Annotated in this window: 21 protein-coding genes and 1 other annotated feature; of the genes, 11 read left to right on the forward strand and 10 right to left on the reverse strand. The window is 36.0% G+C overall.

Annotated features, from left to right (window positions below; genetic code table 11):
* Nucleotides 1-168 precede the first annotated feature (168 nt).
* Nucleotides 169-1,467, forward strand: a complete 1,299-nt coding sequence (gene murC / locus AC0L8O_RS04060) for a UDP-N-acetylmuramate--L-alanine ligase (protein ID WP_473446698.1) — start codon at nt 169-171, stop codon at nt 1,465-1,467.
* A gap of 200 nt (nt 1,468-1,667) precedes the next feature.
* Here murC and AC0L8O_RS04065 read toward each other — a convergent pair whose 3' ends face one another.
* Nucleotides 1,668-2,366 carry an FHA domain-containing protein gene (locus tag AC0L8O_RS04065; protein WP_473446699.1) on the reverse strand — a complete coding sequence of 233 codons (699 nt, stop codon included), beginning with the start codon at nt 2,364-2,366 and terminating at the stop codon, nt 1,668-1,670.
* Nucleotides 2,367-2,490: 124 nt separating this feature from the next.
* Between AC0L8O_RS04065 and AC0L8O_RS04070 the strand changes: the two genes are divergently transcribed.
* Both AC0L8O_RS04070 and AC0L8O_RS04075 read left to right on the forward strand, forming a co-directional pair.
* Nucleotides 2,491-3,447 (forward strand): ABC transporter ATP-binding protein, encoded by a 957-nt coding sequence (locus AC0L8O_RS04070; protein ID WP_473446700.1) that lies wholly within the window; start codon nt 2,491-2,493, stop codon nt 3,445-3,447.
* Entirely contained in the window at nt 3,419-4,183 is a 765-nt protein-coding gene (locus AC0L8O_RS04075) for an ABC transporter permease (protein WP_473446702.1), read from the forward strand. Before AC0L8O_RS04070 ends, AC0L8O_RS04075 begins: the two co-directional genes overlap by 29 nt.
* Before the next feature lie 206 nt (nt 4,184-4,389).
* Here the strand turns inward: AC0L8O_RS04075 and AC0L8O_RS04080 are convergent, their stop codons facing one another.
* A complete protein-coding gene (locus tag AC0L8O_RS04080; RefSeq protein WP_473446703.1) occupies nt 4,390-5,505 on the reverse strand; it encodes an aminopeptidase in 1,116 nt (371 codons plus the stop codon).
* A 412-nt stretch (nt 5,506-5,917) separates the two neighbouring features.
* Between AC0L8O_RS04080 and AC0L8O_RS04085 the strand changes: the two genes are divergently transcribed.
* Genes AC0L8O_RS04085 through ytxJ form a run of 3 tightly spaced genes read left to right on the forward strand, consistent with a single transcriptional unit; the run spans nt 5,918 to nt 7,270 of the window.
* Nucleotides 5,918-6,343 carry a DUF948 domain-containing protein gene (locus AC0L8O_RS04085; protein WP_473446704.1) on the forward strand — a complete coding sequence of 142 codons (426 nt, stop codon included), beginning with the start codon at nt 5,918-5,920 and terminating at the stop codon, nt 6,341-6,343.
* A gap of 38 nt (nt 6,344-6,381) precedes the next feature.
* The gene (locus AC0L8O_RS04090) at nt 6,382-6,882 is read left to right on the forward strand and encodes a YtxH domain-containing protein (protein ID WP_473446705.1); all 501 of its coding nucleotides are present in this window, start codon (nt 6,382-6,384) and stop codon (nt 6,880-6,882) included.
* 58 nt (nt 6,883-6,940) lie between these two features.
* On the forward strand, nt 6,941-7,270 hold the full coding sequence (ytxJ, locus tag AC0L8O_RS04095; RefSeq protein ID WP_473446706.1) for a bacillithiol system redox-active protein YtxJ: 330 nt from the start codon (nt 6,941-6,943) through the stop codon (nt 7,268-7,270).
* Nucleotides 7,271-7,316: 46 nt separating this feature from the next.
* Here the strand turns inward: ytxJ and pilM are convergent, their stop codons facing one another.
* Nucleotides 7,317-9,461: a pilus assembly protein PilM gene (pilM, locus tag AC0L8O_RS04100; RefSeq protein WP_473446707.1), complete on the reverse strand. Its 2,145-nt coding sequence runs from the start codon at nt 9,459-9,461 to the stop codon at nt 7,317-7,319.
* Between the two features lie 274 nt (nt 9,462-9,735).
* Between pilM and AC0L8O_RS04105 the strand changes: the two genes are divergently transcribed.
* Together AC0L8O_RS04105 and ccpA are read left to right on the forward strand one after the other, a co-directional pair.
* A complete protein-coding gene (locus AC0L8O_RS04105) occupies nt 9,736-10,812 on the forward strand; it encodes a bifunctional 3-deoxy-7-phosphoheptulonate synthase/chorismate mutase (RefSeq protein WP_473446708.1) in 1,077 nt (358 codons plus the stop codon).
* A gap of 395 nt (nt 10,813-11,207) precedes the next feature.
* Nucleotides 11,208-12,209: a catabolite control protein A gene (ccpA, locus tag AC0L8O_RS04110; protein ID WP_026561358.1), complete on the forward strand. Its 1,002-nt coding sequence runs from the start codon at nt 11,208-11,210 to the stop codon at nt 12,207-12,209.
* Nucleotides 12,210-12,274: 65 nt separating this feature from the next.
* Here ccpA and AC0L8O_RS04115 read toward each other — a convergent pair whose 3' ends face one another.
* From AC0L8O_RS04115 to AC0L8O_RS04125, 3 genes are read right to left on the reverse strand one after another with little or no spacing between them, the layout of a single operon-like run.
* The gene (locus AC0L8O_RS04115; RefSeq protein WP_473446709.1) at nt 12,275-13,429 is read right to left on the reverse strand and encodes an acetoin utilization protein AcuC; all 1,155 of its coding nucleotides are present in this window, start codon (nt 13,427-13,429) and stop codon (nt 12,275-12,277) included.
* Nucleotides 13,426-14,070, reverse strand: coding sequence for an acetoin utilization AcuB family protein (locus AC0L8O_RS04120; RefSeq protein ID WP_473446710.1), 645 nt, complete (start codon nt 14,068-14,070; stop codon nt 13,426-13,428). The genes AC0L8O_RS04115 and AC0L8O_RS04120 overlap by 4 nt, the downstream gene beginning before the upstream one ends.
* A gap of 51 nt (nt 14,071-14,121) precedes the next feature.
* On the reverse strand, nt 14,122-14,754 hold the full coding sequence (locus AC0L8O_RS04125; RefSeq protein WP_473446711.1) for a GNAT family N-acetyltransferase: 633 nt from the start codon (nt 14,752-14,754) through the stop codon (nt 14,122-14,124).
* A 209-nt stretch (nt 14,755-14,963) separates the two neighbouring features.
* Here AC0L8O_RS04125 and acsA point away from each other — a divergent pair, with 209 nt between their 5' ends.
* A complete protein-coding gene (gene acsA, locus AC0L8O_RS04130; protein ID WP_473446712.1) occupies nt 14,964-16,676 on the forward strand; it encodes an acetate--CoA ligase in 1,713 nt (570 codons plus the stop codon).
* Between the two features lie 58 nt (nt 16,677-16,734).
* On the opposite strand, the gene AC0L8O_RS04135 is transcribed toward acsA, so the two are convergent.
* On the reverse strand, nt 16,735-19,644 hold the full coding sequence (locus AC0L8O_RS04135) for a transglycosylase domain-containing protein (RefSeq protein WP_473446714.1): 2,910 nt from the start codon (nt 19,642-19,644) through the stop codon (nt 16,735-16,737).
* 135 nt (nt 19,645-19,779) lie between these two features.
* Nucleotides 19,780-20,008, forward strand: a binding site (T-box leader).
* 65 nt (nt 20,009-20,073) lie between these two features.
* Here AC0L8O_RS04135 and tyrS point away from each other — a divergent pair.
* Entirely contained in the window at nt 20,074-21,339 is a 1,266-nt protein-coding gene (tyrS, locus tag AC0L8O_RS04140) for a tyrosine--tRNA ligase (RefSeq protein ID WP_473446715.1), read from the forward strand.
* Nucleotides 21,340-21,454: 115 nt separating this feature from the next.
* Here tyrS and rpsD read toward each other — a convergent pair whose 3' ends face one another.
* A complete protein-coding gene (gene rpsD / locus AC0L8O_RS04145) occupies nt 21,455-22,057 on the reverse strand; it encodes a 30S ribosomal protein S4 (RefSeq protein WP_473446716.1) in 603 nt (200 codons plus the stop codon).
* A gap of 351 nt (nt 22,058-22,408) precedes the next feature.
* Between rpsD and AC0L8O_RS04150 the strand changes: the two genes are divergently transcribed.
* On the forward strand, nt 22,409-24,166 hold the full coding sequence (locus tag AC0L8O_RS04150) for a sensor domain-containing diguanylate cyclase (protein WP_473446717.1): 1,758 nt from the start codon (nt 22,409-22,411) through the stop codon (nt 24,164-24,166).
* Nucleotides 24,167-24,195: 29 nt separating this feature from the next.
* Here AC0L8O_RS04150 and AC0L8O_RS04155 read toward each other — a convergent pair whose 3' ends face one another.
* The gene (locus tag AC0L8O_RS04155; RefSeq protein WP_473448646.1) at nt 24,196-24,504 is read right to left on the reverse strand and encodes a GAF domain-containing protein; all 309 of its coding nucleotides are present in this window, start codon (nt 24,502-24,504) and stop codon (nt 24,196-24,198) included.
* Entirely contained in the window at nt 24,393-24,674 is a 282-nt protein-coding gene (locus tag AC0L8O_RS04160; protein ID WP_473446718.1) for a GAF domain-containing protein, read from the reverse strand. Before AC0L8O_RS04160 ends, AC0L8O_RS04155 begins: the two co-directional genes overlap by 112 nt.
* Nucleotides 24,675-24,718 lie beyond the last annotated feature (44 nt).

A 24,718-nucleotide genomic window follows, 5' to 3' on the forward strand; every position in this document is an offset into this window, starting at 1 on the left:
ATTACGGATGGCTAATGGTATAATATAATTTTGTAGGCTGATTACATATTAGGGAAAAAACAAGAAATGTTTGTATTTCCTAAGAGACGTTTACTATACAACGGGTTGCAAATCAAGATAAGCGTCATATACTGTCAATCAGATAGACGTTTGTTGGAGGTTCTAATTATGACTGTTTATCATTTTGTAGGAATTAAAGGGACTGGAATGAGTGCCCTTGCACAGATTTTACATGATATGAACTATGAAGTTCAGGGCTCTGATATAGAGAAAAAAGTATTTACACAGAAAGCACTTGAAGCACGAAATATTAAAATTTTACCCTTCTCAAAAGAAAATATTAGAGAAGGATTAACGATTATTGCAGGAAATGCGTATCCGGATACACATGAAGAAATTGTTGAAGCACAAAACCAGGGCTTACCTGTTATTCGATATCATCGCTTTTTGGGAGAATTCCTTCAAAAATATATCAGTGTTGGTATTACGGGTGTACATGGAAAAACATCGACAACCGGATTGCTTTCACATGTAATTAAAGGCGCTGAACCTACATCGTTTTTAATTGGTGATGGTACAGGTAGTGGAGTTCCTGAAAGCAAGTATTTTATTTTCGAAGCATGTGAATATCGCAGACATTTCTTATCCTACCAGCCGGATTATGCGATCATGACAAATATCGATTTTGATCATCCTGACTATTTTACAAGCATTGAAGATGTTTTCAGTGCATTTCAGGAAATGGCTGTTCAGGTGAAGAAAGGGATCATCGCATGTGGTGATGACGAACAGCTGCAACAAATTCAGGCAAAAGTACCAGTTGTTTATTATGGATTTAATGAAGATAATGATTTTCAAGCAAGAAACATCGTGAAATCAACCGATGGTACAGCATTTGATGTATTTGTTCGTAATACATTTTATGCATCTTTCAACATTACCTCTTACGGAGATCATAGTGTATTAAATGCATTATCAGTTATTGCACTATGTCACTATGAAGGAGTTGATGTTGAGATCATTCAACAAAGACTTCAAACATTTGAAGGTGTTAAAAGACGTTTTAATGAAAAACGAATTGGAAACCAAATTTTAATTGATGATTATGCACATCATCCAACCGAAATTAACGCAACAATTGATGCTGCTAAACAAAAATATCCTGATCGTGACATTGTCGCTGTTTTCCAGCCGCATACATTTACAAGAACACAATCCTTTTTAGATGAGTTTGCGGATAGCTTACAAAGAGCGGACTACGTCTACTTATGTGATATTTTCGGTTCTGCACGTGAAAATGTTGGAAAGTTATCAATTGATAATTTGCTTGAAAAAATTGATAATTCAAGTCTTATTAAGGAAGATGGTACTGCTGTGCTTAAAGCACATGAACATGCTGTATTGGTTTTCATGGGTGCTGGTGATATTCAAAAATATCAAGAAGCTTATGAAAACGTCTTAGCATAAAGTATATAAAAACAGCTGACATTTATGTCAGCTGTTTTTTGTATACATGAAAGAAAATATATAATTTCGTACTTAGTGTCCAGCTCCAGCGACTAGCCCCTCTAGGGTCTAGTTAATTTTGAAGAGAAGGCAACTAACGCCTTCTCTTCAAAATTGACTTATTTGCCCTAGGCTGACCAAGGCGCTAGGGCATTTCTTATTTACCTGCTAACAGATGGGATCCTATCCTCTTTCATGGTTAGTGTGTAACCTCTGCCCCTAATCGTGTTGATTTTTATTGTATTCGGTAATTTTTTTCTTAGCCTATAAATGAGCGCATTCACTTCTTCATTCCCAACCAAGTATTCGTTATTACCCGCTATTTGTCTTTCCGGCCACACATATTCAATAATTTCTTCTTTCGATATAAATGTTTTTCTTTGTAAAAGAATATCTATGAACTTGAATTCCTTCTCAGTTAAGGAAATAGTATCATGTTGAATGTGTAATGTTTGCTTAAGAAAGTCAAGTTTAGGCTCGGTTTTCGCGAGATTGTCTATATTTAGGATTGATAGCTCAGAGGTTTGCTCAAAATCTCTAAGTGAAAATGATAAAACAACTAAATTTTTAGCAAATGAGATCTTATCGTTGGTTTTGAGTTGAACGGGTTTAAAAGGATTTAATTTTTTATCATTAAGGTAAGTGCCGTGTTTGCTAGCCAAATCCTTAATATAAATATTGTTCGACCTAAGGAAAATGGTGAAATGCTTCCTGGAAACAAAAATATTATTAAAGGATATATCAGGTGTCAAAGTACTCGATTTCCTGCCAAAGGTTGTTTCTGGTTTATGTAAGGAAATAATATCCCCTGATTCAAAATATGGCGCTTGTTGAACAACAAGATAAGAATAAATGTCCATTTTTCTAATTACTCCTATTTATTAGATTCCTATCATTCACTTATTATCCTATAACTATTGTCTATCGGCAATTGAATCTTTACTATAAAAATGTGGAAGAAGCAATTTAGGAAGCAGGTGTATTATGCAAGAGCAAGATATACGATTAAAAGTATCAAATGTATCGAAGAAAATAGGGAAAACATCGATTATAAATGATGTTAGCTTTGAATTGTGTAATGGTGAAATCCTCGGTTTATTGGGGCCAAATGGTTCAGGTAAGACAACAATCCTAAAAATGCTTGTTGGATTATTAAAACCAACGAAAGGGTCTATTACTATTCACCAGTTTGATCTTCAGAAAGACTTTGAAAAAGCTATTTCCAATGTGGGAGCAATTATAGAAAACCCGATTATGTATGACTTTCTTTCCGGTTATGAGAACCTTGTCCAATTATTTAGAATGACAGACCAATTTTCCTACGAAAGAATAGATGAAATGATAGAGTTATTAAGAATGGAAGAGTACATAAATGACAAGGTCCAAACTTATTCATTAGGGATGAGGCAAAGATTAGGCTTGGCACAGGCTTTACTCCACCGTCCTTCAATCCTTCTGTTAGATGAGCCAACAAATGGCTTAGATCCTGAAGGAATGAAAAGTCTAAGAGATGCCCTCAGAAGGCTCGCAGACAAAGAAGGCGTATCAATCATTATATCAAGCCATATTCTTTCTGAAATTGAGCTTATTTGTGACAGCGTGCTCGTGATGAAGGATGGAAGATGTATTGAGCGTTCACAATTAAGAGATTGGCAAAACAATCGAATTGAAAAGCAAACCTTTCAATTCAGAATAGTAAATGTAGATTCCCTTAAAACATACTTAGTAGATGAATATAGAGGAAATGATATTATTTTTCATTCTAATGGATTCTCAATTGAGGTGGAGCTTGAAGAAGTGGCAAGATTAAATAAACTGTTAGTAGGTTGGGGATTTGATGTAGTAGGTATCGAGAGAATAGATAACCCTTTAGAGCAGATATTTCTACAGAAGTTAGGAAGGGGGAATAACCATGAATATCCTTTACCAGCTTATCCGTAATGAACATCAAAAGTTATATAAGCGCATGAGGATGTGGATCTTCCTTGGGTTGATCGTGGTTGCAAATATCCTAATGGGTCTCTTTTTCCATTTTTTATTTAAGGATACTGAATTTTCTTTTTGGGATTATGTTCAAGTGAGTTCGTACGTACTGCTTGTTATTCAATTAATAAGTATTATTATAGCGGGGGACATTGTTTCTAGTGAGTTTGAAAGAGGTACGATTAAATTTTTGTTAATCAGACCTGTTAAACGTGTAAATATATTAGTTTCCAAATATATAACGGTTCAAGCCAATGTATTTTTACTGGGAATGTTCCAATTATTTTTATCGATCATAATTGGCCTCATCTTTTATGCTGATTCACTTTTTGTACTTGATCAAAGAGTACTTGTTGGATTAGGCAGTTACTTATTTCAGTTGATAGAAATTGGCATCATCGCATCAATAGCTTTTGGTTTATCAGCCATAACGAGAAATAGTATCATTTCAATTGCACTGCCTATTTTCTTGGTTTTTACTTCAAGTGCACTTATGACACTATTTCAACATTATCACGTTGATGCAGCAAAGTATTTATTGTTTGCTAACACAAATTTAATGCCTTACTTTTTTGGAGAACCAATGTTTGAGGGAATGACCTTACTTTTTTCAATTGTCATTATTATGATTCATATGATGTCATTCTTTCTACTTGCTGGTTATTTATTTACAAAGAAAGATGTGCATGTTTAATAGGAAAAAGACGGTAGAAGGAGCTCTGCCGTCTTTTCTAAACAGGTAAGAGAGTATGAAATTTTATACATAGTGTAGGTGTCTAGTCCCAGCGCCTTGCACCTCTAGGGTCTAGTCAACTTGGAATTGAAGGCAAAGAGCGCCTTCTATTCCAAATCGCCTTATTTACCCTAGGCTGATCAAGGTGCTTGCACTTTTCTTAACTATTATTTTAAATTTTCCGGATTAAGAGGCTCTAGTTCAGGAATGACAAAACGACCATCTTTTCGAATAAGAACATCATCAAAATAAATCTCGCCACCGCCATATTCCGGGCGCTGAATCATAACCATATCCCAGTGGATATTGGAGTTATTTCCATTATAAGCATCATCATAAGCTTGCCCTGGGGTAAAGTGGAAGCTGCCATCAATCTTCTCATCAAACAAAATATCCTGCATTGGATGCTGGATGAATGGATTCACTCCTATTGCAAATTCACCTATATACCTTGCACCTTCATCTGTATCGAAGATTTTATTGATTCTTTCTGTATTGTTTGAAGTTGCTTCTACAATTTTTCCATCTTTAAAAGTAAGTTGTACATTTTCAAACGTAAAGCCATTATATGGCGATGGTGTATTATATGAAATTTTTCCGTTAACTGAATGACGAACAGGTGCTGTATAGACTTCTCCATCCGGAATATTCATTTGTCCAGAGCATTTAATTGCCGGAATGTCTTTAATTGAAAATGTTAAATCTGTATCATTTCCAGTTAAACGCACTTTGTCTGTTTTATTCATAAGCTCAACTAAAGCATCCATTGCTTTGTCCATTTTGCTGTAGTCAAGATTACATACATTAAAATAGAAGTCCTCAAATTGTTCAGTACTCATTTTGGCTAATTGAGCCATAGAAGAAGTTGGGTATCTTAAGACTACCCATCTTGTTTTAGGTACACGTATGTCCCGATGAACTTTTTGGCCGATTGTTTGACCTTGCAGCTTCATTTTATCATCTGGGATATCGGCAAATTCATTAATGTTATGGCCAGATCTTAATCCTATGTACGCATCCATTTTACTCATTACTTCAGCTTCGAAGTCAGCCATCATTTCATATTGTTCTTGGATTCCGCCCATCATGAGGGCTCGGTCTACCTGATGATCTTTTAAGGATACAAATGGATATCCTCCAGCCTTATACGCTTCCTTTACAAGAGCAACAACTAACTCTCTTTGCAGACCGAAATTCTCGATCAGAACCTTTTCACCTTTTTGTAATTTTATCGAATAATTAATTAAGTTTTTTGCTAAAGTTTCGATACGTGAATCTTTCATGTAAATCCTCCTTTATTATTTCTACTTACCCTTTTATTGTACCCGATTCTCATGAAACAATGGTAAGAGCTTTATTACGCCTAATAAATTTTTAAAGCATCTTTAAATAAAAACTAGTTAGGTTGATTGTAACGGATGTGTGAGACTCCTGTAGGAGCTGCGTGGCAGGTGAGACTCATACAGCGCTGGCGCCTAGGGAGGCTCACCGCATGCCCCACGGAAAGCGAGCATCCTGGAGCTACAATTAACCAGTCCAAACACTTTTATAGAGCATGCAAAGTTAGCGATAACAGTCTAAGATTAAAATGAATGTCTAAAAAGAAGGAGATTTTAGCTATTATGTAAAATTTATGTTTATAATAGAAATGATAGGGTATGGAATATAACAAGGAAAATATGGGAGGTGCATGATTTGATTATCATTTTATACTTAAGTGTAGCATTAATAGCCATTGCATTTACAATATTAGTGGTATATGTATCGAAAACATTAAAAGCATTACAGGCTACGCTCACAAATGTTGCAGGAACTTTATCAGGTCTTGAGAATCAAATGGCAGGAATAACGACCGAAACAACAGTATTATTACATAAAACAAATGCACTTGCGGAAGATATTCAACAAAAGTCAGAAAAGTTGAATAATGTTGTCGAATCAGTAAAAGATGTAGGGGATACCATTCAACAACTTAATGTAACAGTCAAGAAGGTAACAACTACAGCGTCAACAAATCTTGAGCAAAATCAGGAAAAAATTAATCAAGTTGTTCAATGGAGTAATGCTGCAATGGAAATATGGGCAAAATGGAAACAGAAGAGTGAAAAAAACAACAATTGAATGGTTAGATGCACAAATAATTTGAGGAGGTTGAAATCATGGCTAAAAATAGCAATGGTAAAGACTTTATTATCGGTTCACTAATCGGAGGCCTTGTTGGTGCAGCAACTGCATTGTTTTTGGCTCCTAAATCCGGAAAAGAAATGAGAAGTAATTTAGGTCAACAAGCATCAGTAATGAAGGAACGCACAGGTAAAATGACCAATGATGCTTTTGAGAAAGGTTCAGAATTTGCAGCAGTTGCAAAAGATAAAACATCCTCTCTTACACAAGTAGTAACAGGACAGTCTTCACAAATTATGGACAAAGTCCGTTCGATTACAAATTCATCGAACTCAAGTGAACAATCAGATGTTGTAGAAAAAGAGATAACAAATGCTTTAGAACAGTTAACAGAAGAATCAACTGAAGTAAAGAATCAAGATAAAACAGAAACAGAAACACCTTTAGCATCTGAAGCACAAACAGAAAATAATCATGTTCAAGAAAAATCCCCTAAAGAAGAGGGTACTGAAAGTACGGTCAAATCTAATAGTTAATATTGAACATGAACATTCTTAGATAATATGAATATTGACTAGGTGTAGAGGTGATAGAATGAGTAACCATGTAATTGAGTCAATTGAACAATTTGAAGGACTATTACACAAACATAATGAATTTTTATTTGTTAAGAATAGTTTAACATGTCCTATAAGCCAAGCAGCATTTGATGAATACCAGGAATTTACTGAAATTCATAAAGATTATCCCAGCTATCATTTACATGTTCAAGAAGCTCGTGAACTCTCCAATTATATTGCAGAAACATATGGTGTAAAACATGAATCTCCACAAGCCTTAATTTTTCGAGGAAATGAAGTTGTTTGGAATGCTTCACACTGGAAGATTACATATGATGCTTTAAAACAGGAAATTGTAGGATGAAAAAGAAAAGAGGATAATGCCTTGTTATGGCATTATCCTCTTTTCTTTATATCCATTGAATCTCAAGCTGATCTCCAGGATTCAATGGTTCTTGAAAAGATACTTCCCGGCTGTTTTTTAATAATTTAAATTGATTGCTGCTTGAATGAGGTATGTCAATTTCAACGGCTGTAAAAAGGTCTTGAAAAATAAAGGGTTCTACCTTTCTTTTTTTCGTTTCTACAAATTCTCCATTATATAGAACATCACAATCGGTTAGCTTTATTCCATCTCGATAAAATTCCTGTAGTGTTTTTTCTAGGACAATGGATTGACCATTAAAAATAATCGGCATTGTTTGAGATTGTTGAATGTTGGCTTCTAAGATAAATTCTTTCAATAGTGGCTCTTTCATAGGTTTGAGAACGAGAATATCGCCATCTTCAAGTTTTGAATCTCTTGAGGCTTCCAATCCGTTTTTAAAGAGTTTTCCTGAACATGCTGGAACTGGCAAAATTTTATCGTCTATCATGATTGAAAACGGTTTTATCTTGTCTAATTCATGTTTTAAACCAATGGTATATAGTCCTTCTTCAATAGTTGCCGGTATTGAACACACTAAATGGTCACGATCAGACAAAAGCACATTTTGGCTAGCTTTCTTGTTGTTAAGCAAAATTGAAGCAGTTAATGTATAGGCCTGGCCATTCACATGAAATGATTTTGAAGGAATATCATCTAAAATAGAACTGACTGGAACAACAGGAGCATCTCCATCTTTTCCTTTTTCTACTGTAATTGTATCACCGTGTGTAATTGGATCCTCAATGGAACAGATCATTCCGTTTCTCTTTATAATAGGTGCTGTGCCATGCCCACCAGGTATGGTAATCGCTTTATTGTTTACAGTCACCATTAAGGCCATTCCTGGTTTTCCATATAGTTTTGTTAATTGGATGCCAGAAGACAATAAACTATCAGCTACTGTTAAAGATTTCATATGGAATAGCCGCACAGTACGCTCATTAACGGTTACACTTATATATTGAATCGGATTTTGTTTGGATGAAACGGCAATTCCAATCGGAGTGACTAATTCCGGTCCTTTTTGAACATGTTCTTCTAGCTTAAGCTGAGGTATAGCATCAATACCTCTGATCGCCACCCGATTTTCAGGTAACTCTAGTAATGCTGCCAACCTTTTTGGAAGTTCCGGAGTTAGACTGCCTCCTCCTACAAGCATTATCGCTTTAGGAGATATACCATTATTCAAACGGATGATCTCATTCCTGATTGCTGCAGCAAGCTTATCGATTGCAGGGGAGATTTTTTTCAAAATATCTTCTTTTGATAGTTCAGCTTCGAATCCTAAAATATCTGTAACTGTTATATTATTCTCAGACTCCAGTTTTCTCTTAGCTTCTTCAGCTTTTGGGAAATCTAGTAAAAATTCGTCTGATACAGATTCTGTAATTTCATCACCTGCTATAGGAACCATTCCATACGAAATGATCGTTCCCATATCAGTAATGGCTATATCAGATGTTCCTGCTCCAATGTCAACAAGAGCAACATTTAATCTCCTCATTGACGTGGGAATTAGGACATTAATGGCGGCAATTGGTTCTAACGTTAAGGCTTCCATTTCAAGTTCGGCGCGATTCAGTGCAGCCAGCAAAGATTCAACCACAACTTTTGGAAGAAAAGTGGCGATAATCTCCACCGATACTTCTTCACCTTGTTGATCAATTAAACTACCAATCTCTTCACCATCAAGATCATAATGAAGAACAGAATATCCTACACAATCATAATGATGCGCACGCTCATTTTCATGTTTTTTAGCAAGTTGTTGCTGAGCGATCTGTACAGCCATGAGTTCAAGATGAAGAATATCTTCTTTTTGAATTATAGGTTTGCCGGTTATTTCAAGAGAAGCAGTTGCTCTTTCTGTTTTTAATGCACGACCTGCTGCAGCAACACATACTTTATGAAGAGGTCCGTGCTTCTTTTCAAGTTCTTTTTTTACAGAAGAGATGACATTTGCGACAGACAAAACATCATGAATTTGTCCGTCTAACATAGATCGTTTTGTGTGTTCCTTTACTATAGTATCAACAATAAGATAAGAATCGTTTTCTTCTTTTAAGATTAATCCGACTACAGATCTAGTTCCTATATCAAGTGCAAATGTTAGGTCATTAGGGGTCATGTTTGTACACCTTCTTTAAGCAGATGGTTATCATCATTTACAAATAAATGATAATACACTTTCATTGTGTTCGTTCGCTTTATCGCATAAAAGCTTAAAAGCGTTTAAATGTTAAAGTTTTTAATGACAATCACAATTATATGGTTTATAATTACAACTAATTAAAGAAAATGTACCACACTTTTATTGAATGATAAAGAAATCTTACCCTAGTTTCCATACTAGTAAAAAAGTCGAATTTCTAATCAATTTTAAATGCGAAAGGATGAGAGAGATGAGTAATGCAGAATTAGAAGCATTAAGAGCGAGAGCTGAGGAAATTAACTTACAAATCTTAAAGTTAATTAACGAGAGAGGTAGAGTTGTTCAAGAGATTGGTAAAGCTAAAGAAGCACAAGGTGTCAATCGTTATGATCCTGTTCGCGAGCGAAAAATGTTAAATAGTATTAAAGAATATAACGATGGACCATTTTTGGACTCAACTTTACAACATATTTTCAAAGAAATCTTTAAGGCTGGTTTAGAGCTTCAAGAAGATGATCATAGTAAAGCATTGCTAGTATCACGTAAGAAAAAGCCGGAAGATACAGTTATTGAAGTTAATGGTGTTAGGATTGGGGATGGAAGCCAATCATTTATCATAGGTCCTTGTGCTGTTGAGAGCTATGAGCAGGTAGCTGCAGTTGCAGAACAAGCCGTTAAAAAAGGGATTAAAATCATGCGTGGGGGTGCCTTCAAACCGCGTACCAGTCCATATGACTTCCAAGGCTTAGGTGTGGAAGGTCTTAAGATACTAAGAAAAGTAGGCGACGAATACGGTCTAGCTATTATTAGTGAAATTGTAAATCCAGCAGATATTGAATTAGCATTAGATTATGTTGATATTATTCAAATTGGTGCACGTAACATGCAAAACTTCGAATTGTTAAAAGCAGCGGGTGCTGTTCGTAAACCTGTTCTTTTGAAACGAGGTCTTGCAGCTACAATTGATGAATTCGTAAACGCAGCAGAATATATCATTTCACAAGGAAATGATCAAATCATTCTATGTGAGCGTGGAATCCGGACGTATGAGCGTGCAACTAGAAATACGTTGGATATTTCAGCAGTTCCTATTTTAAAACAAGAAACACACTTACCGGTATTTGTAGATGTTACCCATTCAACAGGTCGAAGAGATCTATTAGTTCCGACGGCAAAAGCAGCACTAGCAATTGGAGCTGATGGTGTAATGGCCGAAGTACATCCGGACCCGGCTGTCGCTCTATCTGACTCTGCACAACAAATGGACTTCGACCAATTCGATCAATTCATGACTGAATTAAAGCCGTTAGTTAAAGTGAATGTATAAGAAGTTAGAAAAAGATTTTTGATTGGTATTAAAAAGTTACTTTGAACAAAGAGGTTGACTTAAGATAGGAATTCCGCTTTTTCTTAGAGGAACAATTCCTATTACATAAAGTCACCCTCTTTTTTTGTTTTTTATTCATAAAAATGAAAAAGTTAGGCAAAATGATAATAAGTAAAACCTCAAAAACCGAATAAAAGTGTGAAAATCGAACAAATATGTGAAAACAGCTTAAAAATCGAAGGAAATAGATTGCGGACGTTTTCAGAGTATCGTATGATAAGAAACATAGAATTGGATTTACGACAAGACGTAACAACTTTCTACATAACAAAATTAGACTGGAAAAACCAAGTCAGATAATAAATGTTCTCAATGTAACAGAAGGAGTGTTTTAAATGTCAAGTGTAACAATATATGATGTAGCTCGTGAGGCAAATGTTTCAATGGCAACTGTCTCTCGTGTAGTAAATGGTAATCCAAATGTTAAACCAACAACAAGAAAAAAAGTGTTGGATGCAATTGAAAGATTAGGCTATCGTCCAAATGCAGTAGCAAGAGGTCTTGCAAGCAAAAAGACAACAACAGTTGGGGTAATCATTCCTGATATTTCAAGTATCTTTTATTCAGAGCTTGCACGTGGAATTGAAGATATTGCCACAATGTACAAATACAATATTATCTTAAGTAATTCTGATCAAAATAAAGATAAAGAATTACATTTGTTAAATACAATGCTTGGAAAACAAGTAGATGGAATTGTCTTTATGAGTGGAAATGTAACAGAAGAGCTTGTAGAACAGTTCAAACGCTCTCCTGTACCAATTGTTTTAGCAGCATCCGTAGATTTAACAAATACTACGCCATCGGTTAACATTAACTATGAACAGGCTGCATATGATGTTATTTCCATGCTTATTGAAAAAGGCCATAAGAGAATCGCTTATGTTGAGGGACCAGCAGAGGAGCCGGTTAACCGTCTGAAAAAATCAGTAGGATATAAACGTGCACTTGAGGATGCAGGACTGCCGTTTGATGAAGAATTGGTTGTAGAAGGAGACTACACATACGATTCTGGTATAGAAGCTTTTGAAAAAATTGATGAATTAACAGAAAAGCCAACAGCTATCTTTGTTGGTACAGATGAGATGGCATTAGGTGTCATTCACGGGGCACAGGACCGAAACTATTCCATTCCTTCTGATTTCGAAATTGTTGGATTTGATAACACAAGATTAGCAACAATGGTACGCCCGCAGCTAACAACAGTAGTTCAGCCGACCTATGATATTGGTGCTGTAGCTATGCGGTTATTGACAAAATATATGAATAAAGAAGAAGTTGAAAACCACATCGTTGAATTACCGCATCGATTGGAATATAGACAATCAACCAAGTAATCAATAGCTGTAATGATAAGAAGGGCTGTCCTAAATCTTAGGCAGACCCTTCTTTGTTATTTTAGTCAATTAGGTCGAATTGGATGTAGTGCCTTTTCGACAGTCAAAGCATTTTTCTCTTCTATCTCAGGTTTTCTTGGTATTGGTTTATACATATCTGTTGGATCGTACCAACGATCGGGCAGGGGAACAGGTGCTTTTTTTTGCCATTTATCAATCCATGTTTTTGGAAGGTGTTCCGGTACTTCTATTTGATTCATTTCAAGCCAAATTAAGCTCCATGCTCTTGGTACAACACGCCAGATATCATATCCTCCTCCACCAACGGCAATCCACTTACCATTACAATATTGATGAGCGATTTTATGAGCAATCTTAGGAATCTCATGGTAAATGGCCATTGTGGCGGATAAATGTGTTAAAGGATCATAAAAATGAGCATCTGCGCCATTTTGGGTTAAAATAACATCCGGTTTAAAAAAAGCAGCGACTGCTTCTATTGATGTTCGATAGGCATGGAGCCAGGAATCATCTTCTGTAAATGCGTCTAATGGAATATTAAACGTAAAGCCATATCCTTTGCCTGCGCCTCTTTCTGTAATATTTCCTGTTCCGGGGAATAAGTATCTCCCGGTTTCATGAATGGATAGTGTACATACATTCGGATCATCATAAAATGTCCATTGAACTCCATCACCATGATGTGCATCTGTGTCAATGTATAAGACTTTTGCCCCGTATTTTTCTTGTATATAGCGAATAGCAACAGAACTATCGTTATAAATGCAAAAGCCTGAGGCCTTTCCTCTAAAACCGTGGTGTAACCCTCCGCCAAAATTAGCAGCATGTGTTGCTTTGCCTTCCATGACATAATCTACAGCTGTTAGAGTAGCGCCAACAAGCAGGGAACTTGCTTCATGCATTTTTGGAAATATAGGTGTATCCTCTGTCCCGATCCCATAATTATTTCCTTCTTCATTTGCTAGTTTTCCGTGTCCGGCTAATTCTACAGCCTGAATATATTTTTTATCATGGATAAGAGCTAATTCTTCAATTGATGCAACCCTGGGTGTGACAATCTTTGAATGATCTAATGCATTCATGTTCTTTAATAGGTCAAAGGTGAGCTCTACCCGCAACTGATTAAAAGGATGATCATGTGAAAATTTATATTGTTGAAAATCCGGTGAGTAAATAAAGACAGTGTCTTGGTTTGTCATTTTGCATTCTCCGGCAATTCAGGCCAAATAACCTGATATCCTGATGATTGTATATCCTTAATAATCAGAGTTACATTTATTGTTTGGACACGAAGAACAAGAATTTTATGTCGGTCATCAGTGTCAGAATAAACGAGTGCACTCGCAATATTTACTCTTCGATTTAATAATATGGATGAAACTTCTGCTAGCATGCCTGGCTTATTTGGAACTCTTATTTCAAGGTGTGAAGCAGGCTGGTCTGCACCTGTAAGTTTTACAAAAGTATGTAATAAATCTGTCTCAGTAATCAAACCAACAAGTTTCCGATCTTGAAGAATAGGTAGGCACCCGATTTGATTATCAATGAGGACTGCTGCAATTTCCTCAACAAAATCGAGAGGATGTCCAGTAATGAGATCTGCAGACATTACATCCTTAATAGGTTTTGTTAAAAAGTTTTCTTTTAACTCTAATTGAAAAATAGAGGGACTGGCATCTTTAACATCACGTTCAGTAATAATACCTACTAGAATATGATGATCGTTTACGATAGGAATATGTCGTATTTTATTTTCTTTCATTGACTTTAATGCCAGACTAATCGTGTCTTCAGGTCGAAGAGTGATCACATTTTTTTTCATTACATGTTTAACAAGCATTTTTTTGCCCTCCTTACCCTTTAGGGCGTGCAATATAGTTTTGATTATTCGTTAATACATGAAACGGTTTTTAAATCTTAACTGATCGAATTTCTGAACAGATTCAGAAGGAATTCTTTTTCCGATTCTTGCCATTAAACAATTAGCGGGATGGGAACTTATTTCCGGCTCATCTGTTGCATACCACTCTAAACCACCTGCATTCATCATTTTCTCCATCACTTTTCGATATTCCCACACGTTTAAACCAGAACCCTTTAAGTCCCAATGCCAGTAATATTCTGTTGTAATAATAATATAATTTTCCATTGCGTCATCCATCATGGAGACTTTTAGTAGATTTTTTCCAACTGAAAACCCTCGATACTCAGGTGCAACTTCAATGGCTCCAAGTTCAATTAAGTCTTCCATTTTTCCTTCAGACCATCTTTCAAGAGGATCAGGATATAGATATGTAACATAGCCGATAACGACATCACGGTGTCTGGCAATTATAATTCTGCCTTCTGGCAATTCTCCAATTTCAACTAGAGCCTTTTTCTGTTGATGAGGTTGACGAAAAGCAACTAAACCATTGTGAAATTCGTAGCTTGAAAGTTTATCAGGTGAAACAGGTCCTTCGATTAAAATACTTCCGATGGGTGTTTTTAATTCTTTGGCATTATATGTCTTAGGGTGTTTCATTAAGTCACCGCCCTTTAGTTTTAGTGAATGTTTATCAATACTTGTGAAAATAACTTTTTGGGAGATATCATATCTTTTTTCTATTATACTAGATTAATCGAAAAAATTAAGCGTTTACAAGATAGTTAAGAATATAAATTTCAAAAATTGAGAAAAATGAAGTATTGTAATATAATAGAAATTGAATTCTACATAAGGGGGAATTAGGGATGAAATTGGAAGCGTTACCAGTGGTGAAGGGTAATCATAATTTAGCAGATTACGATCATACTTATGAGACGTTCGACTGGTCAGAGGTTGAAAAGAATTTTACTTGGTCAGAAACCGGACGTATGAATGCAGCTTATGAGGCCATTGATAAGCATGCAGAAACTGCTCGTAAAAATAAGGTGGCGCTTTATTATCGCGACCCTGAACGAGAGGAAAAATATACGTTTAAAGAGTTAAAAGAGCTATCAAACAAAGCGGCAAATATCTTGAAAAACAAGGCAGATGTTGTAAAAGGTGACCGTCTTTTCGTCTTTATGCCAAGAACTCCTGAATTATATTCAGTCATCTTAGGAGCAATTAAACTTGGCGCAATTGTTGGGCCTCTGTTTGAAGCTTTTATGGAAGGCGCAGTAAAGGATCGATTAGAAGATAGTGATGCTAAAGTTATAGTAACGACTCCTGAGTTGCTAGAAAGAGTTCCATTAAATGACCTTCCATCATTAAAACATGTTGTAGTTGTGGGTGATTCTGTTGAAGCACCGCATATTGATTTTTTAAATGAAATGAAAATGGCAAGTAAAGAGCTGGAAATTGAATGGGTTGATAAAACCGATGGATTACTTCTCCACTACACATCAGGCTCAACCGGTAAACCAAAAGGGGTTCTTCATGTTCATCAGGCCATGGTACAACATTATCAAACAGGACAATGGGTGCTTGATTTAAAAGAAGATGATGTTTATTGGTGTACAGCTGATCCAGGCTGGGTAACAGGTACAGTATATGGTATTCTCGCACCTTGGTTGTCAGGTGCAACTAATGTTATCGTTGGAGGAAGGTTCAAGCCTGAAACATGGTATCAAACGATTGAAGACTTTGGTGTGACTGTTTGGTACAGTGCACCAACCGCATTTAGAATGCTAATGGGTGCAGGAGATGAACTTGTTAAGCAATTTGACACGAGTTCATTAAGACATGTTTTAAGTGTAGGAGAGCCTCTTAATCCGGAAGTTGTTCGCTGGGGTGTAAAGGTATTTAATAATCGCATTCATGATACTTGGTGGATGACAGAAACAGGGGCACAACTTATTTGTAACTATCCTGCGATGGAAATAAAGCCGGGTTCAATGGGAAAACCTATCCCTGGAGTAAAAGCTGCCATTGTGGATGATCAAGGAAATGAATTACCACCGTATCGAATGGGGAACTTAGCAATTAAAAAGGGTTGGCCGTCCATGATGCACACCATTTGGAATAATCAAGAAAAGTACGAATCCTATTTTATGCCTGGTGATTGGTATGTATCAGGTGATTCCGCTTATATGGATGAAGAGGGCTATTTCTGGTTCCAAGGTAGAATAGATGATGTAATCATGACTTCAGGTGAACGTGTTGGACCATTTGAGGTTGAGAGTAAGCTTGTGGAGCATCCTGCTATTGCAGAAGCTGGTGTAATTGGAAAACCTGATCCTGTAAGAGGAGAAATTATTAAAGCATTTGTTGCCCTTCGAGAAGGGTATGAGCCAACAGATGAACTGAAGGAAGAAATTCGTTCTTTCGTAAAGAAAGGTTTAGCGGCACATGCTGCACCACGTGAAATTGATTTCCGTGACAAATTGCCGAAAACACGAAGTGGAAAAATCATGAGACGTGTCCTAAAAGCATGGGAATTGGATTTACCAACCGGTGATTTATCAACGATGGAAGATTAATTTATAACAAATAAAAAAGAGCTGTTTACAGCTCTTTTTTAATACAACCAATTCGATATTATTCAGGTTTGTTATTGTCAGTTGAGGAAGAGGCTGGTGCCTCTTCCTGTTTTTGTTCAGCGTTTTTATTTTCATTTTGTTTGTTAAGATCTTTGTTTTGATCAGCATTTGCTGCCTGCTTTGGATCCTCTGTTTTTGGCTTTTCTTCAACCTTAGGTTTTTCCTCAGCATAATCACCGATTTTAACAATAGTTGAAGGTGAAGATTCATTGCCGGCAACATCAACAGCGACAATGTAATAAGCAGCAGGGCTACTTCCAACTGATACAGATAATTTGTCAGATGACGGCAAACTCGCTACTTTTTTAAAGCTGGTTGAGTGATTTGCTGCACCATAGACACGGTATCCAACAACGTCATTGTCTGCATTGGCTTTCCAGCTTATCGTTGAACCGCCAGCCGAGACTCCGCTTACTTGTCTAGGCTTGGAACCATTATCAACTATTTCTTTTCCTTCTGTTACAACTAAGTTACCCCATTTTGATGTACTAGGCAACAAGCGTTTAAGATCAGTTGTACTGCTAATATTATACTTTTGAAGAACTTCTTTTTTTAGCATTACACCTTCTTGAACAAATTCAGAAGGTGCAGAAGCTGGCACTTTGTATGCTCTGTCTTTTACATACACATATTTTCCTTGTGTTAAGCTATCATCAACTTTGGTAGGAACATATTTTGCATTAAAGATGTCTGTTGCGACAAGTCCTGCTTTACGGCAAAGATCTGAAGCCAATTCTCCTGTTAATGCACAGTAGGATCTTTGAACAATACCACCTGGTGTTTCATGACGGTTTTTTGGTGCAATCAAGTTTGGTTCAACATCATGTGCAGCATTCATCAGTTTTGCCCAGAGTAAGAGATTACGTTTGCTGTATGACATGCCTTTATAGTTTTGTTCCAATGGCTTTGGTGTATCATACCCAATCCATGTTCCGAATGTTACATTCGGATTTGTCGCTACGAACCATGCATCATGGTAATCTTGGCCAGTACCTGTTTTTCCGGCCCAATCAGCACTAAACGAGAGGTAGCCATTTAGTGAAGCGGCTGTACCACTTCTTATAACATCCCGCATCATATCGATTGTTAGATAAGCAGTTTGAGCTGAGAATACATCGTTTTGTACCTTTTCATGCTGATAAACGACTTCTCCATCACTATTTTCAATTTTTTCTATAAGGTAAGCATCAACAAACTTACCTTGGTTAGCAAATGTTGAGTAGGCATTAACATTTTCTTCAACGGTCACTCCGTCGGTCATACCACCTAAACTTAGTGATGCTATTCCATAATCAATTTTGTTTAAACTGGAAAAGCCCATTTTTTCTAAGTAGGAGACAGGGTTTTGATTCATAATGTTCATATATGTTTTAGCAGCGGGCACATTATATGAATATTTCAAGGCAGTTCGTGCACTTGTTAATCCGTGGTAAGCACCGCCATAGTTTTTTGGCTTATATGAACCTGTCATTGGCGTATCCGCAATAACTGTTCCCGGTTGAGTTTTTCCCAACTCCATTGCAGGAGCATACACCAATAATGGCTTCATTGTTGATCCATTAGCACGTAAAGCATTTGTAGCATGATTTAAATTTTCACGTTCAAAATCTCGTCCGCCCACAAAGCTAATAATTTTACCTGTCGTGTTTTCGATTAGAACACCGCCGACTTCGACAGGTTCTTGAATGGTTTTCGTTTCACCAGTGTCGGAATCTTTGATTTGTTCAGGTTTATCACTACCATAATATTTATATTGTTTAACAACTTCCTGCATCTTGTCATATATATCTTTATTTATTGTCGTATGAATTCGGTATCCATTATGTCTTATGTCTTGATCAGCAAGTGTACGGTACTGATTTTTCAGATCTTTATCTTTTGATATTTCATCTTCTGTATACCCGTCTTTTTGGGCAAGTTGTACGGCTATTATATCTTTCGCCCGATCTTCTACTTCATAAGTCAGGTATGGATATTGTTCAGTGGATGTCGGTTTTTTAGGTGTTAGATTAGCACGAACATCATATGAAAGCGCTTGTTTGTATTGCTCTTGTGAAATAAACCCGCCAGTGTACATCCGGTTTAAGACAGTTTTCATTCTGTTTATGCCTGAACTTAGGTCTTCTTTAACCTTACCGCCATCATTTGAAAATGGAGTATATCCAAACGGACTTTGAGGCAAGCCTGCGATAAATGCAGCTTGTGGAATTGATAGGTCCTTGGCAGAAACTCCAAAAATTCCTTTTGCAGCTGCTTCTACACCTGCTATATTCTTACCATTAGAATTTCGTCCAAAATCTGCAACATTTAAATATGCTTCAATAATTTCATCTTTCTCAAAAAACTTTTCTAATCGTAACGCTAATAGAATTTCCTTTGCTTTTCGATCAAAAGATACTTCATTTGTTAGTATTTGGTTTTTAATTAATTGCTGTGTTAGAGTACTTCCACCCGTTTGAACTGAGGCATTTGTGAATTCCTGAAAAATTGCGCGCATGATTGCTTTAGGTACAACACCGTCATGTTCGTAAAACAGCTCATCTTCAGTTGCTATAACTGCATTAACGAGATGTTGAGAAACGTTTTCTAACTGGACTTCCTCGCGTTCAATGTCAGCATTTAATTTTCCTAAGTAAATATTTTGATCAAAAAAGACCTGTGACGTCTCTTCATAGTTGTAAATATCATTTTTCATTTCTTCGTAAGATCGAACAGGTTCATCCTTCACAAGTGAAGCAAAATAACCGGCCCCTACACCCCCTGCAAAACATATACCTATAAGTCCAATAATGAGAAATAGTAAAAGAAGATTTCCAATAACATTGTATGAGATCCGTAGACTTTTACCTATATCTTTGTTAAAGGGTGAGAAACGCCTGTGTTTTTCTTCCTTTTTTTCATTGTGCATTCCCCCAAATCTAACTTATTATAACATAGGAAATGATGAAATTTGTATGCTTTTGTCATAAAGGTTGGAAACACTTCATGCCAAGTGTTGACATTAGAATGATTTTATGGTTAAAATTGCTTGTAATTAGTATATGAAAAAGCAAAGATTGGATTCAGTAATGGATATCTCCCTGTTATTAGAGAGCTGATGGGTGGTGAAAATCAGCACATAGATATTCCATGAATTACATCCATGAGCTTCTTTTTTGAAAAGGTTAAATAACCTGAGTAGGAGAAGACGGTCTAACCGTTATGTAGCCGAGAGAGGATTACGCTTAAGTAATTCTAAGTTGGGTGGTACCGCGGATTATTTCGCCCCTTCAGAGATGAAGGGGCTTTTTCGTGTTTTCTTTGCTGAAAATAGAATATTATAAAAAGGAGTAAAACAATGAGCGAATTATTAAATGATTTAAAGTTTAGAGGTTTAGTGAATCAAGTAACAGATGAAGAAGGCTTAGCGAAAGTCTTAGAAGAAGGAGATATAAAGCTTTACTCAGGTTTTGACCCTACTGCAGACAGTCTTCACATTGGGCATTTGTTACCTGTGTTAACTTTGCGCCGCTTTCAATTAAATGGTCATCATCCAATTGGACTTGTTGGTGGTGCTACGGGATTAATTGGAGACCCAAGTGGAAAAAAAGCTGAGCGTACTCTTAATACAGCTGATATCGTACAAGATTGGTCTAACCGGATTAAAGGACAGTTATCGAGATTTCTTGATTTTGAGAATGAGAAAAACCCTGCCATTATCGTGAACAATTTTGATTGGATTGGAAAGTTGGATGTTATTTCATTTTTACGAGATGTTGGTAAAAACTTTGGGATCAATTACATGCTTGCAAAAGATTCTGTTCAAACGCGAATTGAAACAGGTATTTCTTTTACAGAATTTAGTTACATGATTTTACAATCATATGATTTCTTAAATTTATACCAAAACAATGATTGTAAATTACAAATCGGTGGAAGTGACCAATGGGGAAATATTACGGCAGGTTTGGAACTAATTCGTAAATCTGAAGAAGATTCTAAAGCATATGGATTAACAATTCCTCTTGTTACAAAGGCTGATGGGACAAAGTTTGGAAAAACAGAAGGTGGAGCTATCTGGTTAGATGCTGAAAAAACATCTCCATATGAATTCTACCAATTCTGGATCAATACAGATGATCGTGATGTAATGAAATACTTAAAATACTTCACTTTCTTGACTCATGAAGAAATCTTGGAGCTCGAAAATGAGGTTGCAACAGCACCGGAAAAACGTTCTGCTCAAAAAGCACTTGCAGAAGAGGTGACAAAGCTTGTACATGGTGAAGAAGCACTTCAACAGGCAATAAAAATTTCTGCTGCCTTATTTAGCGGTGATATTAAACAATTAACTGCAGGTGAGATTTTAGAAGGATTTAAAGATGTTCCTACTACTGAAATAGAAGAAGGCGAGATGGGCTTAATCGATTTACTAATTCAAGCAAAAATATCTCCGTCAAAACGTCAAGCTCGTGAAGATATTACAAATGGAGCAATTTATATTAATGGAGATCGTGAACAAGATTTAACAAAAGTAATCACAAACGAAGATAAGATTGAAGGAAAGTTCACAGTCATCCGCAGAGGAAAGAAGAAGTATTTCCTAATTCGTTACGTAAAATAACATTTATTAGGGGGAACTCAATAATGATTCTACTAAAGAATCTGTTATTGGGTTTCTCCCTTTTCATAAATAAGAACAAAAAAACCTATGCCCGGGGACATAGGTTTTTTTACTATTAACGAGAGTAGAACTCAACGATAAGAGCTTCGTTAATTTCAGCAGGTAATTCAGAACGCTCAGGTAAGCGAGTGAAAGTACCTTCTAATTTATCAGCGTCGAAAGTTAGGTAGTCAGGTACGAAGTTGTTTGCTTCAATAGATTCCTTAACGATGTCAAGGTTACGAGATTTTTCACGTAAAGTGATTGTTTGACCAGGTTTTAATTGGTAAGATGGGATATCTACACGTCCGCCATCTACCATGATATGACCGTGGTTAACTAATTGACGAGCTTGACGGCGAGTACGAGCTAAACCTAAACGGTATACTACGTTATCAAGACGAGAATCAAGAAGAATCATGAAGTTCTCACCATGAATACCAGCCATTTTACCAGCTTTATCAAATAAGTTACGGAATTGGCGCTCATTTACACCATACATGTGACGAAGCTTTTGCTTCTCTTGTAATTGTAATCCGTATTCAGAGATTTTTTTGCGTTGTCCTGGACCGTGTTGTCCTGGAGCATATGGACGCTTTTCTAATTCTTTACCTGTACCACTTAATGAAATACCTAAACGACGAGAGAGTTTCCAGCTTGAGCCTGTATAACGAGCCATGCTAACTCCTCCTTTATGTTTTTATTTTGCATAAAATAAAAACCAAACTGATTGACAATCATGCACATTTTATTTTCATGTATCCTCGCTCCAGCAGCATAGAGTTACTCGATACACCTCCTTATAATAAAGGGGAATAAAATGAAATCAAAACTGCTACATCAATAGGCTGCATATTTTATACACAACGAACATTATATGGTTTTGTATGTATAAAGTCAAGAACCTTTACAAAAAAATATGCAATAAAGAGCACACTCATAAATAAAAACATATCGTCTACTATAAATAGGAAAGTTTTATGATATAATGAATTATCAAATTTTGTAACTTACTGGTGTGGGTGATTTCATGAATAATCAAGTTCAAGCGATTAAAGGTGCTTTTTTTGATTTAATAAATAAATGTAATGATTATTGTTCAGTTATTGACTTAAATAATGAGCTTGTTAAAGTTTTAAAAAAAGAGCTTGCTACTGGCCATGTTGCTTTTTATTCATTTTCGCCGCATATGAATTCCTTCCCGTTTCAAATGATCCTACACAATTTTAAGCCAGAACAAGCTATTTGGAATCAAAAAGACGTGTTGCTTCCAATATATAGTGATGAGGATATGTGTGGAGTCATAGAACTTAGGGAATTTGACAGCAATATGTCTGTTGATTTACATGAAGTTGCAAAAGCATGTTCAGAATTTTATACCTATTACATACACACATTTCAGTTAAGAGAAAAGGAACAAAAGTATGAAAAACTATATTATTTAACTGAGAAGTTCCATTCTCTTATGAATAAAGATGATGTCTTAGTTGCATTGATAGAAACATTACAAAAGATGTATCAGGAGTATACGTTCTATTTGTTTCTATCTCATGATAATGAAAATAAACACCATTTACCAATAAAAAATTTAAGTTTTGATGATCATGATGATGAAATGGCAATGGAAGCTTTTGTTACCGGAAAAGCTCAGTCTATTATTCATGAACAGTCCAAAGACATGTTCTTTTATTCACCTTTAAATGGAAAACAAGGTGTATACGGGGTTCTGCAGGTAGTCATCCATTTTGCATTAAATTTAGATGAACAAGATAGGCATTTCATTACACTGCTAACAAATGCTGCAGGAACTGCGATGGAAAATGCACAGCTATATGATCAATCAAAGAGACTAATTAAAGATTTGCAATTAATAAATGAAACATCACACAGGTTAAATAAAAATCTAAGATTAACTGATACGATGAGCTATATGTCTATGCGAATCTTGGAGTCATTTCAAGCGGATGAGGTCGGGTTCTTTACTAAAAATAACAATGACATTCATGTTTTTCCAGGGAGCACTAGCTATTTTGAGTCAGAAGAAGTAAAAGTTTATATTAATTATATTCAAGAGAAGCTTGAAAAAGATTTAGAAGGATTGTTTTTGGGAGACATTACGTCACATCTTCCTGGTTTGCCTTATTCTTCTGTTATGGCCGTTCCAATGGTTCAAAGTGATGTACTTAAAGGATGTGCTTTAGTTCTTCACAAAAACCCTTATCATTTTTCTTTTGATATGTACAAATTGCTTCAATCACTAATACACCATTCTACACTGGCATTATCAAATTCTTTATTAAGAGAAGAGCTTGAGACATTAGTGAAAACTGATCAATTAACACAATTATATTCACGTAATTATATGAATTCTTGCATTGAAAATTCAATGAATGTAGATCGGCAAGGTACATTTGTATTAATTGATATCGATAATTTTAAGGCGATAAATGACAATTATGGACACCAGATTGGTGATGAAGTTCTCGTTCAAGTTGCAAATATACTAAAAAACAATATTAGGGATCATGATATTGGAGCGAGATGGGGTGGAGAAGAATTGGCCATCTATTTACCACATGTAGAGCTTGATGCAGGTATAGCTATTGCAGAAAGAATTGTAAAAAGAGTAAAGGAAAACACTTTACCGACTGTAACAATCTCATGTGGGGTGTCACATTGGAAGGCAGAGCATGAAAGGAATTATGATGAATTGTTCAGGCGGGCAGATAAAGCTTTATATGCTGCAAAGAATTTAGGGAAAAATCAAGTGATAGTTCAGGTGAGCTGATGGTAGCTCACCTTTTATACTATTATCTATTAAACATGTTCCATTAAAACATCAACAAACTCTTCTAAAAATGCTTGGTCCTGTTCATTAAAACGATTTTTTGATGGGCTATCGATATCAAGGACACCGATCACTTTGCCATCTGAAACAAGAGGTACAACGATTTCCGAATTAGAAGCAGCATCACATGCAATATGTCCTGGAAATTGATGAACGTCTGCAATTCTTAATGTTTCTTTTTTTCTGCAGCAGTACCACAAACACCTCTTCCAATCGGGATTCTTACACATGCAGGAAGTCCTTGGAATGGCCCTAAGACAAGCTGATCTTCTTTCAATAAATAGAAGCCTACCCAGTTGATATCCTCTAAAAATTGATTTAGGAGAGCAGACGCATTAGATAGGTTTGCAATGATATCTTCTTCCCCTTCTACTAATGCTTTTAGTTGTTTTATAACTAAGGCTGATTGTTCAGATTTATTGCCTTGGTATTTTTCGACATGAAACATCTTTATTTCCCACCTTTTGCTTATTTTTTTGCTACAGAGAAAAC

The sequence above is a fragment of the Metabacillus sp. KJ11-3 genome, assembly GCF_055808295.1.